Genomic DNA, 15125 nt, shown 5'->3' on the forward strand with positions numbered 1-15125 from the left:
TTAAAGACTAACTGGTATTCGTTTTATGATGATGTCGATGGTCACACCTAGTTGATCGATAGAAACCGAAGGGGCTAGTCACCCCTCTCCTGTTTTAGTAGAGGGGCCGGGGGTGAGGTCATTGTCCGAGGTCAACGCCAACCCCTTAAAAAGCGTAGTTCACCGTCAAATTCAGGAAGCGGCCCTGCATACCGAACTGGTTGGTCCGGCGCGAGAAAACGACTTCACTATTCGTTTGGGGCACCTGAAGCAGATCGGGGTATACGTCGAAAACGTTGTTGACCATGCCGATAACAGACAGCTTCCGAACGGGGCGGAACGTCACCGACGCGTCGAACAACGTTCTGGCGCTGAACACCTGATAGGTCGGCGCGCTGACATCGGTTGGTTTCACGGCCAGCGTAGCCAGCGGGTCCGATACCTGCCCGAAGCGCGAGCCGCGCACCATCAGGCCGAATTTGCCGTAGTCGTAGTTGACCGTACCGATAAATTTGTCTCGCGGCAGACCATCGGTGATGTACAGGGTCGCCACCTGATCGGCTACTTCGATGCCCGTCGCCGTTTTACGGTTGGCGCGCAGGCTCGTGTTCATCGACGAATACGCCAGGTTGATGCCGATTTTACTTTTCGTCGTCAATGGCCGGTTGTAGGTCGTGACCAGCTCGAAACCACGGGTGCGGGTGTCGATGGCGTTGACAAATACGTTAGCCGTTTGCGGGAAGCCAGCCGCCACGAACTGCGGAATCTTCGACACGTCGATGTTGCCCGACAGCATGATGCGGTTATCGACATCGATCTGGTAGAGGTCGGCGGTCAACGTGAAATACTGCCCGATTTTCGAGGTGATCCCCGCCGAGTAGTCGCGCGAGATTTCCTGCTTCAGCCCGTCGATACCCAGCAGTTCAGCCAGTGCCGACTCAGCCGGGATAATGGGGTTGATGATCGAATTGCCCGCGTTGTCGAACGAGATGTTGACGTAGTTACTGTAGTAGGCCTGCGTGACCGACGGGGCGCGGAAGCCCCGGCTGAATGACGCCCGCACGGCAAACGGCTCGGCAATTTTGTAGCGCGAATTGATTTTGTACGACATGTTGGAACCGAAGTCGCTGTAGTTCTCAAACCGGGCAGCCGCGCCCACCAGCAGCTTGGCGGTCAGGTCGCTTTCGCCTTCTACGTACACCCCAACGTTGGTCCGGCCCCACTGCCCGGCAGCCCAGTTGCTGAACCCTTCCCGACCCAACGAACCGATGTCTTTCGTCAGGCGCAGCGGCCCCGCTTCGTAGGACGCCGGGTCGCCCGAGCGCAGGCGGTAGGTTTCATAGCGGATCTCGGTACCGGCCCCCAGGTTGAAATTCGGGTAGCTGCCCTGCCGGTAAGTGCGGGCCACATCGGCGTTGAAGAGCGACTGCGTGTTGCGGGTCTGCCCCACGTAAAACGAGGTCGGCGACTGAGCGCCCAGGCTCGGGTTCACCGTATTGCGCACGTACCAGTCAACCTGATTCATGCCCTGCGACACGCTGAAATCCGCGTTCCACTCACCGAGTTTTCCTTTCAGGCCGGCCGTCAGCGAGACGTCCTGCAAATTCGCGGGGGCTTCGGGGTTGTAGCCGTTCGGAAAAATCGTCAGGTCCGACCGGCGCGTGTTCGTTGGGGCGCGGGTGAACACACCCGTTACGACGTGTTTGTGGGTGTAGCCGCCGAAACCGTATAGCTGCCAGTTTTTGCCCACCGGCAGACCAGCGTTGATAAAAATGCCGTAAGTGGTATTGCGGGCCGACCCCAGCACGGCCCGGTTCAGGTCGATGTTGTTTTGTTTCACCAGTTGGGCGTCCTGCACGGGGTCTTTGACGTAATAACCCGCCGACGATTTGTACGTACCCGACCGGTCGTAGCCATCGGTATGTGCGTAGGTTACGGTGGTGTTGACAAACCCTTTTTGTGCCAGCTTCAGGCCGAAATTGGCATTCAGGTTATAGGTGGCTCCGTCGGTGATGAGCGTCGGTGGAATCTGCCCGGTTACGTCCAGGTTGGGCTTCGAGTAGCCGATACCGGTAAATACGTTGATGGCTCCGCCCTTTGCCGCGTCGTTAAGTTCAAGGTTGATAACCCCGGCAATGGCGTCGGAACCGTACTGAGCTGCGGCCCCATCGCGCAGGACTTCCACCCGCTTCAGCGACAGCGAGGGCACCACGTTGATGTCGGTACCGACCTGCCCTTTACCCACGCCGTCGTTGATACTGACGAACGATACCTTGTGCCGACGTTTGTTATTGACCAATACCAGCACCTGATCGGGGCCGAGGCCGCGCAGCGTAGCCGGATCGACGAAGGGGGCGGCATCATTGATACCGAACTTAACGGCGTTGAACGACGGAGCCGCAAACGTAATCGTCTGCCCCAGATCGACCTGTCCCGACGATTGCAGTTCTTTGGCACTGATCACATCAATAGCTACGGGCCGGTCGACGTCGGTGCGGGGCTGGGCAAAGCGCGACCCCACGACGACCACTTCCGACAGGTTGGCTTCCGACTGTTTGAGCGATACCGTGAGGGGGTTGTTGTTTTCGATGGCAACCTCCCGGCTGACGTAGCCGATGTACGAGAAAATCAGCGTTTCGCCGATGTTAGCGTCGATACTGAACGTGCCTTCGGGGCTGGTGGCGGTGCCGCGCTGGGTGCCTTTCACCACCACGCTAACGCCCGGCATCGCTTCGCCCCGCTCGTCGGTCACCTTTCCGGTCTGTTTTTCCATACCGGCGGGGCTGGGTACGTTTGGGCCTGCATCGGCCGAACGGTTCAGGATGATTTTGTTGCCGCTGATTTCGTAGGTCAGGCGCATGGGTTGCAGCAGCAGCTTCAGCACGTTGGAGAGCGTTTCCTGCCGGGCATTGAGTGTCACGAGCCGGTCGCTCTGAATCAGCCGGGAGCTAAAAATGAATTTTACCTGCGTGAGTGTTTCAAGCTGGGCCAGTACCCGGTCGAGCTGCTGGTTCTGGCACTGGAAGGTTACGGGGCGGGCCAGCACTTCCTGCGCCCGGATTTCGGTAGCGTAGGTCAGCCCGGAAAAGAGGATCACAAGGAGAAACTGGGCACAGCTCAATTTCATGAGTTTGAGCAGTAAGGGCTGCCTCGTAGAGAAAAAATACATAGATTTAACGGGTTTAAGTTGTGGCAACGAGAACCTGGCGTCCACTGAAAAGTGGGCAACATTCCCCCGCAACAGAGTTGGCGCTCGGTTCCGGGGCACTTACTTTCGGCAGTTCTGTTGGCGCAGAACTGCCGTTTTTTTTCACTGACTGCGTTTAGCGGCAACCTTTCCCGCTCACGATAATCTGCCCGTCGACGGCTTCGTACTGCGCTTCGATGGCCCGACAGATCAGATCGAGTTTACCGTAAAGCGACTCGTCGGCCAGCGATGCCGTAACGGGGCAGTCGCGCATCAGGGCCGCATCGTACAGAATCGGGATACCGTAGGCCCGTTCGATCCGCTCGAAAACCGTAGCCGCCGGGGTATTCTGAAACGTGAAGTCGGCCGCAGTTTCGGGCTGAATCAAGAGCGGCTGGCTGACGATGTTTTTGGCGAAACTGTCGGCCTGCCGGTTGTAGATAAGTTGCTGATTGGGTGTGATGATAACGCCCTGTAATTTTTTGGCGAGGGCGGGGCGATTACTGTCTGTTTCGCGGTAAACCGATACTTTACCCGTCCTGACAACTACCTCCACCGCATCGCTGGCCGTACTCGTTTTGACCAGAAAGCTGGTGCCCAGCACCTTCGTGACTACCTCCCCGGCATGGACCAGAAAGGGCTGCTTGGGATTGCGGGTGATGTCGAAAAAGCCGTCGCCATCGAGATACACCTCCCGAACGGCCCCCGCAAACTGCGCCGGGTAACTCAGCCGACTGTTGCGGGCCAGCCGGACCGAACTCCCATCGGGCAGGTCGACGCGCATCGGTTCGTTGGCCGGGTTCACCCGTTCGATGAGGGCCTTCTGGCTGACCTGCCGATCATACAGCGACTCGGAGACTGCTGTGCGGCTGTAGGCCCAGATGCCTAAAATCAGCGCTACTGATGCCGCCAGCCCCAGCCCCCAGCGGCTCCAGTTGATGGACGTATGCAGCGGGCGAACAACCGGCTCGGGTTCTGCGGTCGTGGCTGAAACCAGCCGGTCCTGCATCTGGAGAAATTGCTGCCGGATGTGCACTTCCGACCATTTCAGCGAAAGCCGGTCCAGAATGGCCACGGCCGCATCGACGGTGGGCTGCTGATCGGGGTGATCTTCCAGAAATTCGTCCCACTCCCAAACGTCGGCTTCGTTTTTCTGAAAGTAATAATTCAGAAAGCCTTCGTTGGTCAGCAGGTCGTCGGTAGCAAGCGGATAAATCGGTTTCACAGGATAACGTCGGTTGGTATTCACTCATACAGAGGAACCCAACAGCCAGAATCTTCCCGGTTTTTTCAAAAAATTTTGCAGAAAATTTATACTTGCCCGATCAGATGGGTTTCAGCACAGTTTTGAGCCGTTTCAGGGCTTCGTGCAGGGTCTTGTAGATACTGTCGATTTGCAGGCCGGTCTGCTCCGCAATTTCTTTGTACGACAGTTCTTCAAAGTATTTGAGGGTGACAATCTCTTTCTGCCGGGTGGTCAGTTCGTTCATGGCCTGCACCAGCCGGGTGCGCCGGGAATCGTCTTCCTCCTGCGCCACCAGAATATCTTCGTACGACGTAACCGGCAGGTAATCGTCGGTCAGGGGTTCGGTCGCTGTGCGTTGCCCCTGAGCAGCGGCCTTCGCCAGCCGCTTTTTCAGTGATCCTTTGAGGTAAGCCTCGAACGAGCTTACGTCGCCCAACGTCTGCCGGTACTGCCACAGGTCCTGAAAAACGCCCTGAATAGCTTCTTCGGTGAGGGCGCTGTCGTGCGACCATTTCACCCCGGCCCGGAATAGCGGATTGTAGTAGGTGGTAAACAAAAACTGCAATGCCTTCTCATCGTCCTGCCGAAGGGCCTGGAGCACCAGCGTGTCAACATAGCGGCCATTTTCTGCATTATTCATAGACGAAATTGAAGGATAACACAAAAGTGCAGATTATCTCTGCGTTTTTCAAGCATGACAAACCAATAAACCTGTCCGGCTACCCCGCGCAAGCTAGCCTATCCGCTCGCAAACAGCCACCAGCAACCCAGAGTAAAATTACTTACCGATTTACTGGTCACGACCATTGATTCGGCTACAACAATCGTAAATCTGGCTACGGCGGGGGTGTGGGAAGGGCGGACCTTTGTACCAGCCAAACCAGCGAATACCATGATACTAATAACGGGAGCCACCGGCCAACTGGGCGGGGCCGTCATCGACCACCTACTGAAACAAGTACCTGCCAGCCAGCTTGCGGCCTTCGTGCGCGACGAGCAGAAAGCCGCTCCCCTGCGCGAACTGGGCGTAAGTCTGCGCGTGGGTACCTACGACGATACGGCCTCGCTCGACCGGGCGATGCAGGGCATCGACACGGTACTGCTGGTAGCGGGCACCGATGAAGAAAAGCGCGTGCAGCAGCACCAGAACGTGGTCAACGCGGCCAAACGGGCGGGTGTGCAGCGCATTGCCTACACAAGCCGTGCCCTCAAAGACCGCACGACGCTGGTGAATCGGCTGATGGACGGGCATTTCCAGACGGAAGATTACATCAAAGCCAGCGGCCTGACGTACACGCTGTTTCGAAACATCCTGTACATGGACGCCATTCCGCAGTTCATTGGGGGCAATGCCGTTTTCGAGCGCGGCATCGTTGTACCGGCGGGGCAGGGTCGGGTGTCGTTTGCCCTGCGGAGTGACATGGGCGAAGCGATGGCCAACGCTCTGGTCCGGCCACCCGAAGGTAGCGTAACCTACCAGCTTACCAACCGGGAAACGTATTCGTTCCACGACATCGCTGCGGCCCTCACCGACCTGTCGGGCAGGCCGGTTACCTACACCCCCGTTGAGCCAGCCGCTTTCGAAGCGCAACTCATCGGGCGCGGCCTGCCCGACGTCATGGCTCGGCGCATCACCGGCTTCATCACCGACATTGCCAACGGGCAGGAAGATATCGTAACCCCTGATCTGGAAACCCTGTTGGGCCGCAAACCGGCGTCGTTGAACGAGGGGCTTGCCCGGCTGTTTAGTCTGGTGCGGTGATTGATAATTAGACGGAGCAAACCCGTGATCCAGTTAGGACAACCGTAGATTCGGCTACGCCAGCCGGGCGCAGAAGGCAGACCTTTGCAAAAACAAAAAGCAACGCCATGAACATCGTTATCACCGGTTCGCTGGGCCATATCAGCAAGCCCCTCACGCAACAGCTCGTGCAAAATGAGCATAGCGTCACGGTTATCAGCAGCAGTGCCGACCGGCAGACCGACATCGAAGCCATCGGTGCGGCAGCCGCCATCGGCTCGGTGCAAGACGCTGATTTTCTGACTAAAACCTTCGCCGGGGCCGACCTCGTGTACTGCATGACCCCGCCCGCGTACTTCCACGACCCAACCATTGAACCGCTGCCGTTTTACCGCAACACAGCCACGGCCTACGCGCAGGCGATCCGGCAGGCGGGCGTCAAACGGGCCATTTACCTGAGCAGCTTCGGTGCCGATCTCGACCATGGTACCGGCTTTATCGTCGGGTCGCACGACAGCGAAACCATACTGAACGAACTGACCGACGTCGCCATCACGCACATCCGCCCGACCTCGTTCTACTACAACCTGTTCGGCATCATCGGGCAGATCAAATACACCGGACGTATCGCGGCCAACTACGGAGCCGACGACCTGATCCCGATGGTTTCCCCGCTCGACATTGCAGCTGCTATCGCCGACGAAATTGAACAGCCCGCCGAACACCGGAAAATCCGGTACGTCGGCAGTGACGAAATAACGGGCAACGAAGCAGCCGCCAAACTGGGCGCGGCTATCGGCAGGCCGGACCTGCAATGGGTACTCATCAGCGACGACGAAACGCTGGCAGGTCTGACGGCCGCCGGTCTGCCCGCGAATCTCGCCGAGGGCATGGTCGAGCTGTACGGCAGTCTCCACAGTGGTCGGTTGCAGGCCGATTACAACCGCAACAAACCCACGTTTGGGCGCGTTACGTTTGACGATTTTGCCGCCGACTTCGCAGCCGCTTACAACCGGTCGTAGTGCTTATTATTTCATTTTTTTGTCATCCCGACGTTAGGACCGGGCCGCCGGAGCGGGGATCTCCGCTGACAGGTAGTTTCATTTGTTCTTACCGAAGATCCCCGCTCCGGCGGCCCGGTCCTAACGTCGGGATGACAAGCAATAGCATCACAAAAAATAGCGCCTAACTACCATGCAGCCGCGTCGTATCAGCACCATCAGTGAGTACCATCAGGTTCGGGAACTGCCCCGGCCGGAACACCCGCTCATTAGCGTGATCAATCTCGATCAGCTCGACAAATCGTATGACTGTGAGCCGGTTAGTCTGGTGCTCGATTTCTATTCCATTGCCCTGAAACGGAACCCGCACAGCAAGATGAAATATGGGCAGCAGACCTACGATTTCGACGAAGGTGTACTGTTTTTTATCGCACCGGGGCAGGTATTCAGCATTGAACCGGCACCGGCGTCGGATCGACCGGCGGGGGCTAACCCCGTAAAATCGTCGGGCTGGATTATGCTCATTCACCCGGATTTTTTGTGGAACACGCCCCTCGCCCGGACCATCCGGCACTATGACTACTTCGACTACGCAGTGCATGAAGCGCTGTTTCTGTCTGACAAGGAAGAAGAAACGATGGTGGGCATCATTCGCAGTATTCAACAGGAGTACCAGTCGGCTATCGACACGCTGAGCCGCGACATTATCGTGGCGCAACTGGAAGTGCTGCTCAAGTACGCCGAGCGATTCTACAAACGGCAGTTTATCACCCGCAGCCTGACGAACAACAAGCTACTCGACCGGCTTGAAAGCACGTTAGATGCTTATTTTGCCCGCGAATTGCTCATCGAAACCGGCCTGCCGACGGTGCAGTACGTGGCGGATGCGCTCAACGTGTCGCCCAACTACCTGAGCGGCCTGCTCAAAACCCTGACCGGCCAAAGCACGCAGCAGCACATTCACAACAAACTCATCGAGCGGGCTAAAGCGCAGTTATCGACCACCGATCTGTCGGTCAACGAGATTGCGTACGCGCTGGGTTTCGAGCACCCGCAGTCGTTCAGTAAGCTGTTTAAAAGCAAAACCAGTCAGTCGCCCGTCGAATTTCGGCAGTCGTTTAATTAAGCTTGCCGGTATTCAGCTGAACGGGGTAAATTCAGGTAACCACAAATCGGCCCCGCCGTTCATCGATCTGAACAGCGGGGCCGATACACAACCCGGTTGGGTGCGCTACCCGTTACTTACCACCGAAATACGTGGTTTGCAGGTAGTCGCGCAGTGACGCCGGTTTCCGGCCGAGCAGTTGCGTCAGTGTATCGCCGGGCAGGTCGAAATCGTTCTTACCAATGGCATTGGCAAAACCGATTGTGAACCCGATCGCACCTTCCGGTACGCCTGCGTTCGTCAGGACATTGGTATACACGTCGTTTGGCGCGTCGGTGTAGGTGATGCTTTTACCAGCCAGTTCCGACAGGATGGCAGCCGCATCGTCCATCGACCAGCTTTCCGTGTTGACAAGCTCGTAGGTCTGGTTGTCGTGTCCGTCGCCGGCAAGCACGTTGGCGGCTGCTTCGGCCATGTTTTCGCGGGTAGCATACGGCACGCGCCCCTGCCCTGCTGGCAGGAAAATACCCGTTTCCAGCACACCGGGACCGAAGAACATCGGCAGTACATCGGCATACAGGCTGTTGCGCAGGAAGGTGTACGTCAGGCCCGATTTCTTCAGGTTTTCTTCGGTTTCAAAGTGCTCACCCATGAAGTCTTTCAACGGCGACTGGTCGATGTTCTGCATCGTTACGCCCGTGTAGACTACCCGCGTTACGCCCGCTTCCTTCGCGGCATTGATTACGTTGAGGTGTTGCCCAACCCGGTCGTCCAGATCGCTGGTCGAGACAAGCAACAACGTATCGACGCCCTGAAACGCCTGCACCATCGACGCTTTGTCGTGGTAATTGCCGACACGGACACTAACCCCTTTTTCGGCCAGGTCAGCGGCTTTGGCAGCATCCCGTACCAGTACGGCTACCTGATCGGCAGCTACTTTTTTAAGCAGAAAATCAACAACGGCACCGCCCAGATGGCCGGTAGCTCCGGTTACAAGAATCATGGTTCTATTCGTTTTAATACCTACAATCAAGTTGTGCGCTCTGTCATCAATCAACGGCCGCACATTGCTAGTACAAATGACCTACCTTTGATTTACTTTTGAAAGTAGTTTCCAAAACGAAAGTAGTTTCCCCTGAGAAAGTACCCTGCCCATGAACCAGAAAAAGACCGACGAGTTTCGATTTACGCCCCACTGCCACGAGCAACTTCGTGCTATCTACGACACGCTTGATCTGGTCAGCGGCAAATGGCGCATTGCCGTCATCAGCTCACTAAATTTTCTGGGCGAATGCCGCTTCGGCGAGTTGCAGCGCATTGTCGATGGCATCGGTGCCAAAATGCTCTCGCAGGTGTTGAAGGAGCTGGAAGACAACGAACTGGTAATCCGGACGGTACACGACACCAAGCCCGTAACGGTATCGTACAGGCTGACCGACTACGGCCGGACGCTGGAAAAAATCATCGAAGAAATGGCCAGCTGGGGGATTAATCATCGTCGGCGGATTCTGCACGACAATACGGCTCCTGCGCCCATCAGCGAACCGGAGCCAGTCACTGCTGATTGGTAGGATTCGACCGGAACGTTTACGTTTCTGACCAATGCAAAGTCCCGATTCCGGCCGTTGTCAACGTCGGAATCGGGACTTTGCGGCCAAATAGCGTCGGGTCAGCGCGTTACTGTCACCCGCAGAAAGGCAGCGGGTATCGTGGTATGGTTTGGGTCAGTACTCTGGTTTTGACGGGCGAAGAGATCGGTTAATTCCTGCTGTAGTTCGTCTACCCGGCCGTTCTTTTCGGCCGCGTCGAACGCGTTCATGCTGGGGCCGTAGTAGTTTCTAAACCGGTAAATGAAATCGGACGGTGGCATCGGTGCGTCGAAGATGAACGTGTCTTTCTCGCAACGGATATTCCCGCTGGGTATACCTGCCTGCCCGAATCGCTCAACAACATTGGCTTCCGAACCCCATAGCATCGGGCTGATAAATCCGTCCGGTGGCGGTGGTGAGTAGGCCGCACTAATTTTCAGCATCTGCGCCACCAGCGTTGGGTCGCCGGGTATCCAGTTACCCATCACGATGCGGCCACCCGGTTTGGTTACCCGCACCATTTCCCGCGCAACGTCGACTGGTTTGGGGGCAAACATGGCTCCGAACATACTGACCACCAGGTCAAACGAGGCATCGGCCAGCGCGTGCAGGTCGGTGGCGTCGCCCTCCTGAAAGGTGCAGTTGGTCAGCCCCTCCGCTTTCACGCGTTCGTTACCCGCAGCGACCAGATTCCGGGCAATGTCGACACCCAGCACCGTGGCACCAAGCCGGGCTTCGGGCAGGGCCGTTGTTCCGTCGCCACAGCCGAGGTCAAGCACGTGCATCGTTGGCGTAATGCCCAGGGTCGCCACGAACGTTTCCCCGCTTTTTCGCATCAGTTCAGCGAGTTTGGTAAAATCACCTTTTTCCCACAAGGCTTTGTTTGGGTTAGTTTCCATCTGAGAATGACCGGTTAGTGCTATTTGTTGAGCAACGTTAAAAGCCTTAACCGCTTGCTAATCAACAAATTGATCGAACGGTTGTATGATTTATCCTGGCGTACCGATTAGCAAACAGACTGGTGGTTCGCTTCGGTCGAGAAACCGTTTTTTGATGGGCATAGCCCGTTCGGGACCGGCGCCACGGAGGGAAACAGACGAACACTTCGTGGAAAAACGGGGTTGATAATTTGTTTATACACAATTACCCAACCACGTATGATTGCCGCAAAAGGCTATGCCGCACAGGACCCCAAAACGCCACTGGGTCCCTTTAATTTTGACCGGCGCGAACCCGGCCCGCACGATGTACAATTCGATATCCTCTACTGTGGCGTGTGCCACTCCGACCTCCACCAGGTTCGCGACGAATGGGGCGGATCAATTTTCCCGATGGTACCCGGCCACGAAATTGTGGGTCGCGTAACAGCCGTCGGCAGCGAAGTCAGTAAGTTCAAAGTGGGCGATCTGGCGGGTGTCGGCTGTCTGGTCGATTCGTGCCGCCACTGCGAAAACTGTTCCGACGGACTGGAGCAGTACTGCCTCAACGGCCATTCGCAAACGTACAACGGTACCGAGCAGGACCACAAAACACCGACTTACGGCGGGTACTCTAACTTTATCGTCGTCGATGAAGCGTTCGTCCTGCACGTCGATGAGCGGCTCGATCTGGCGGCTGTTGCCCCGCTGCTCTGCGCCGGTATCACGACCTACTCGCCACTACGCCACTGGAAAGTAGGCGAAGGCCACAAAGTAGCCGTGCTGGGTCTGGGCGGGCTGGGCCACATGGCCGTGAAATTTGCCGCGTCGTTTGGTGCCGAAGTAACGGTACTCAGCACGTCGCCGGGCAAGGAAGATGACGCCAAACGGCTGGGTGCGCACAAGTTCGTGGTGACCAAAGACCCGGAGCAACTCAAAGGTGTGCAGGGCTATTTCGATTTCATCATCGACTCGGTATCGGCCTCGCACGACTACAACATGTACCTGGGTATGCTGAAAACCGACGGCGTACACATCTGCGTGGGTGCACCACCAACTCCGTCGCAGATCGTTGCGTTCAGCCTGATTCCGGGCCGCAAGAGTCTGGCGGGTTCGATGATCGGCGGCCTGCCCGAAACGCAGGAAATGCTCGACTACTGCGCCGAGCACAACATCACATCGGACATCGAACTGATCGACATGAAAGACATCGAAACGGCTTACGAACGGATGCTGAAAGGCGACGTACGGTACCGCTTCGTGATCGATATGAAGACGTTGTAGGGACCCCCACTCCAACCGACTCATCGGAGTAGCTTTTGATTATCCCTAAATCCCCTCCAAGGAAGGGCTGTTAAGCTTTTAAACTGGTCTTGACAATAGCCAAATCTCCTTCGGTCCGTTTACCCCCCAGCCCCCTGAAGGGGGAGCATTCCGCGAATGAACTTCTCCCCCTTCAGGGGGCTGGGGGGTAAACGGACCAGCACTTAACAGCCCTGCCCTTCCGGGGATTTAGAGGTAGACAGATTCTTTTTGAAGCCATACAAACTAACTCACTCGTTATGAATACATCCATCCCCACGTACACGCTCAGCAATGGCGTTACGATTCCCCAAATTGGTTTCGGCACCTGGCAAACACCCGATGGCGATACCGCAATCAGTTCTGTGAAAGCCGCGCTCGAAGCGGGGTACCGCCATATCGACACGGCGGCTGCTTATGGCAATGAAGCCAGTATCGGGCAGGCCATCGCCGATAGCGGCATCGACCGGTCGGAGCTGTTTATCACGACCAAACTCTGGAACACGCAGCGCGGCTACGACACGACTCTGAAGGCGTTCGATGAGTCGATGGGCAAACTCGGACTCGACTACCTCGACCTGTACCTGATTCACTGGCCCTCCAACGGAAAGCAGTTCAGCGACTGGCAGACGATCAACGCCGAGACGTGGCGGGCATTCGAAAAACTGTACAACGACGGGCGTATCAAGGCCATTGGTGTCAGTAATTTCCTGCCCCATCACCTCGACGCGCTGGCCAAAACGGCGACCGTTACGCCGATGGTCAATCAGATTGAATATCACCCCGGATTCATGCAAACTGAAACGGTTGATTACTGCAACGACCACAATATCCTGGTGCAGGCATGGTCGCCATTGGGAACGGGTAAGATGCTGACGGATGAAACACTGACCGGTATTGCGGCCAACTACGGCAAATCGGTGGCGCAGGTGTGTATCCGGTGGTGTCTGCAAACCGGTACGCTCCCACTACCCAAATCAGTAACGCCCCACCGCATCCGCGAAAATCTGGACGTACTGGACTTTACGCTGACCGACGCTGATGTGCAGACAATTAATCAGTTGCCGTACATCGGTGGCTCAGGCCTTAACCCAGACACGGTTAGTTTCTAGCTCGGTTGCGCCAACTGGTGCATTGCGTGATTACGTTGTCCCCGACAGCTTCCAGCTGTCGGAGCCGCAGGCTAAATGCGATTGCTTGATTAGCCGCTTACGCGACTCCGACAGCTGGAAGCTGCCGGGGACGACTATTTCACGTTTACGACAACTATTATTCGGTTGACGTAAAATTCTTAGGCCTGTGTCTACACAGACCCGGGAGGTAGATACCGTTTTTTAACTCGTCTACGACAGTCGGCTGGCGGAACCGACGACGGTGTCCCCGGCTATTTGGCGTACTTTTGGGGCATGAGTGCGACACAACAACACGACCGGCTATTGACCAGTCTGGGTATTACGGCCCTGAACCCCATGCAGGAAGCCGCTCTGACTGCCATTCCGGGCAAAACCGATACATTTCTGGTGGCACCGACCGGCTCGGGTAAAACCGTAGCGTTTCTGCTGCCGCTGCTTCAGTTGCTTACCCCCGACAGCCCGACCGTGCAGTGCCTGATTCTGGTACCGTCGCGCGAGCTGGCGATTCAAATTGAGCAGGTCTGGAAAAAGATGGCGACGGGCTACAAGGTCAACGTCTGCTACGGCGGGCATCCGGTCGATACCGAAATTCGTAACCTGAGCAACCCACCAGCCGTACTGATCGGTACGCCCGGCCGCATCGCCGACCACATTACCCGCCGGTCGTTTGCGCTCGACGGTATACATACGCTGATTCTGGACGAGTTCGATAAGTCGCTGACGCTGGGTTTTCAGGATGAGATGGCCTTTATCATCGACGGGCTGCGTAACCTCCGCCGACGGGTGCTGGTATCGGCCACGGCGGGCATCAGCATTCCCGGTTTTGTGCGGCTTCAGTCGCCCACGACGCTTACGTTTACCGCCGACGAGACAGCCACGCGCGCGCTGACGATGGAAGTGGTTTATACGCCGGACAAAGACAAAATCGACGCCCTGACCAGTTTGCTTTGTACGCTCGATTCTGAACCCGCCCTGATCTTCTGCAACCACCGCGAAACCGCCGACCGGACCTGTACCCTGCTGGGCGACCGGGGCATTTATGCCCGCGCTTACCACGGCGGCATGGAGCAGGACGACCGCGAACGCGCCCTGATTCTGTTTCGGAATGGCAGTGTGCGCTATCTGATTACGACCGATCTGGCCGCGCGTGGACTGGATATCCCCGAAATGAAGTTCGTGATTCATTATCATCTGCCGCCCAACGAGCCGGAGTTTGTTCACCGGAACGGCCGCACCGCCCGGATGCACGCGTCGGGAACGGTATACCTGCTATTGCATTCCGACGAACCTTACCCCGCTTACCTACCCGACAACCTGCCTGAGTTCCGGCTATCCGACGGTAAACTTGCGCTACCTGCCCCGCCCGAGTTTCAGACGCTGTACATCAGTGGCGGTCGGAAAAACAAACTCAACAAAGTCGATATCGTCGGCTTTTTCACCCAGAAGGGAGCCCTCGAAAAAGGCGAGCTAGGGCGTATCGACGTGCAGGATTTCATGTCGTTTGCCGCCGTCAAGACCACGAAGGTATCGGCACTGCTGACCCGAATCAGTCAGGAAAAAATGAAGGGAAAGAAGTACAAAATCGAAGTAGCGCGGTAAGTCCATCGTGCCAAAACAGGTTGGTTCGTTACCGCCTGACCACCAGTTGAACAGCAGCACCGACACTGTTGCAATTAGCCAATTCCCGATAGATTGGTTTCCTTAAAAATGTAGCTGACCTCACAAACCCGGTCACTTAATTCGAGTTAATACATGAAATTGTACCCAATCAATTCTACAAATTAACTCGACGTCATGGTTGCTACGGAAACACAACAGGGCATTAAAACAAAGGGCTACGGTGCCTCAGGCGCACTGATCGGCGGTAAAACGCTGAAAGAAATGGAATTCGATCGTCATCCCCCAAAGCCGACGAAGTATTGATC

General features: G+C 56.5%; 13 protein-coding genes. 8 read left to right on the forward strand and 5 right to left on the reverse strand.

Annotated elements, in window-relative coordinates; translation table 11 throughout:
* Positions 1–145: 145 nt before the first annotated feature.
* The 3 genes from HH216_RS21545 to HH216_RS21555 all read right to left on the reverse strand — a co-directional run bounded on the left by HH216_RS21545 (position 146) and on the right by HH216_RS21555 (position 5052).
* Positions 146–3106: a TonB-dependent receptor gene (locus HH216_RS21545; protein WP_169552736.1), complete on the reverse strand. Its 2961-nt coding sequence runs from the start codon at positions 3104–3106 to the stop codon at positions 146–148.
* Between the two features lie 196 nt (positions 3107–3302).
* The gene (locus HH216_RS21550; protein WP_169552737.1) at positions 3303–4391 is read right to left on the reverse strand and encodes a FecR family protein; all 1089 of its coding nucleotides are present in this window, start codon (positions 4389–4391) and stop codon (positions 3303–3305) included.
* Positions 4392–4491: 100 nt separating this feature from the next.
* Complete coding sequence (locus HH216_RS21555; RefSeq protein ID WP_169552738.1) at positions 4492–5052, reverse strand: RNA polymerase sigma factor; 561 nt, start codon at positions 5050–5052, stop codon at positions 4492–4494.
* A gap of 252 nt (positions 5053–5304) precedes the next feature.
* Here HH216_RS21555 and HH216_RS21560 point away from each other — a divergent pair, with 252 nt between their 5' ends.
* The 3 genes from HH216_RS21560 (at position 5305) to HH216_RS21570 (ending at position 8280) form a co-directional block, all read left to right on the forward strand.
* On the forward strand, positions 5305–6174 hold the full coding sequence (locus HH216_RS21560; protein ID WP_169552739.1) for an SDR family oxidoreductase: 870 nt from the start codon (positions 5305–5307) through the stop codon (positions 6172–6174).
* A 107-nt stretch (positions 6175–6281) separates the two neighbouring features.
* Entirely contained in the window at positions 6282–7175 is an 894-nt protein-coding gene (locus HH216_RS21565) for an NAD(P)H-binding protein (RefSeq protein ID WP_169552740.1), read from the forward strand.
* A 172-nt stretch (positions 7176–7347) separates the two neighbouring features.
* Positions 7348–8280, forward strand: coding sequence for a helix-turn-helix domain-containing protein (locus tag HH216_RS21570; protein WP_169552741.1), 933 nt, complete (start codon positions 7348–7350; stop codon positions 8278–8280).
* Between the two features lie 112 nt (positions 8281–8392).
* Here the strand turns inward: HH216_RS21570 and HH216_RS21575 are convergent, their stop codons facing one another.
* On the reverse strand, positions 8393–9262 hold the full coding sequence (locus tag HH216_RS21575) for an SDR family oxidoreductase (protein WP_169552742.1): 870 nt from the start codon (positions 9260–9262) through the stop codon (positions 8393–8395).
* Positions 9263–9413: 151 nt separating this feature from the next.
* Between HH216_RS21575 and HH216_RS21580 the strand changes: the two genes are divergently transcribed.
* Complete coding sequence (locus HH216_RS21580; RefSeq protein WP_169552743.1) at positions 9414–9830, forward strand: winged helix-turn-helix transcriptional regulator; 417 nt, start codon at positions 9414–9416, stop codon at positions 9828–9830.
* A 98-nt stretch (positions 9831–9928) separates the two neighbouring features.
* On the opposite strand, the gene HH216_RS21585 is transcribed toward HH216_RS21580, so the two are convergent.
* On the reverse strand, positions 9929–10747 hold the full coding sequence (locus HH216_RS21585; protein WP_169552744.1) for a class I SAM-dependent methyltransferase: 819 nt from the start codon (positions 10745–10747) through the stop codon (positions 9929–9931).
* Between the two features lie 258 nt (positions 10748–11005).
* Here HH216_RS21585 and HH216_RS21590 point away from each other — a divergent pair, with 258 nt between their 5' ends.
* From HH216_RS21590 to HH216_RS26505, 4 genes are all read left to right on the forward strand, one after another.
* Positions 11006–12049, forward strand: a complete 1044-nt coding sequence (locus HH216_RS21590) for an NAD(P)-dependent alcohol dehydrogenase (RefSeq protein ID WP_169552745.1) — start codon at positions 11006–11008, stop codon at positions 12047–12049.
* A 278-nt stretch (positions 12050–12327) separates the two neighbouring features.
* Positions 12328–13179: an aldo/keto reductase gene (locus HH216_RS21595; RefSeq protein WP_169552746.1), complete on the forward strand. Its 852-nt coding sequence runs from the start codon at positions 12328–12330 to the stop codon at positions 13177–13179.
* 294 nt (positions 13180–13473) lie between these two features.
* Positions 13474–14799, forward strand: a complete 1326-nt coding sequence (locus HH216_RS21600) for a DEAD/DEAH box helicase (RefSeq protein WP_169552747.1) — start codon at positions 13474–13476, stop codon at positions 14797–14799.
* Between the two features lie 195 nt (positions 14800–14994).
* Complete coding sequence (locus HH216_RS26505; protein ID WP_269808120.1) at positions 14995–15123, forward strand: hypothetical protein; 129 nt, start codon at positions 14995–14997, stop codon at positions 15121–15123.
* Positions 15124–15125 lie beyond the last annotated feature (2 nt).

Origin of the sequence: Spirosoma rhododendri (assembly GCF_012849055.1) — a bacterium.
GTDB classification, from domain to species: Bacteria; Bacteroidota; Bacteroidia; order Cytophagales; family Spirosomataceae; genus Spirosoma; species Spirosoma rhododendri.

Excerpts from the sequence above, each read along its gene's own strand:
- HH216_RS21545 (WP_169552736.1), bottom strand. The coding sequence starts at position 3,106 with ATGAAATTGAGCTGTGCCCAGTTTCTCCTTGTGATCCTCTTTTCCGGG.
- HH216_RS21555 (WP_169552738.1), bottom strand. The coding sequence starts at position 5,052 with ATGAATAATGCAGAAAATGGCCGCTATGTTGACACGCTGGTGCTCCAG.
- HH216_RS21560 (WP_169552739.1), top strand. The coding sequence starts at position 5,305 with ATGATACTAATAACGGGAGCCACCGGCCAACTGGGCGGGGCCGTCATC.
- HH216_RS21565 (WP_169552740.1), top strand. The coding sequence starts at position 6,282 with ATGAACATCGTTATCACCGGTTCGCTGGGCCATATCAGCAAGCCCCTC.
- HH216_RS21570 (WP_169552741.1), top strand. The coding sequence starts at position 7,348 with ATGCAGCCGCGTCGTATCAGCACCATCAGTGAGTACCATCAGGTTCGG.
- HH216_RS21575 (WP_169552742.1), bottom strand. The coding sequence starts at position 9,262 with ATGATTCTTGTAACCGGAGCTACCGGCCATCTGGGCGGTGCCGTTGTT.
- HH216_RS21580 (WP_169552743.1), top strand. The coding sequence starts at position 9,414 with ATGAACCAGAAAAAGACCGACGAGTTTCGATTTACGCCCCACTGCCAC.
- HH216_RS21585 (WP_169552744.1), bottom strand. The coding sequence starts at position 10,747 with ATGGAAACTAACCCAAACAAAGCCTTGTGGGAAAAAGGTGATTTTACC.
- HH216_RS21590 (WP_169552745.1), top strand. The coding sequence starts at position 11,006 with ATGATTGCCGCAAAAGGCTATGCCGCACAGGACCCCAAAACGCCACTG.
- HH216_RS21595 (WP_169552746.1), top strand. The coding sequence starts at position 12,328 with ATGAATACATCCATCCCCACGTACACGCTCAGCAATGGCGTTACGATT.
- HH216_RS21600 (WP_169552747.1), top strand. The coding sequence starts at position 13,474 with ATGAGTGCGACACAACAACACGACCGGCTATTGACCAGTCTGGGTATT.
- HH216_RS26505 (WP_269808120.1), top strand. The coding sequence starts at position 14,995 with ATGGTTGCTACGGAAACACAACAGGGCATTAAAACAAAGGGCTACGGT.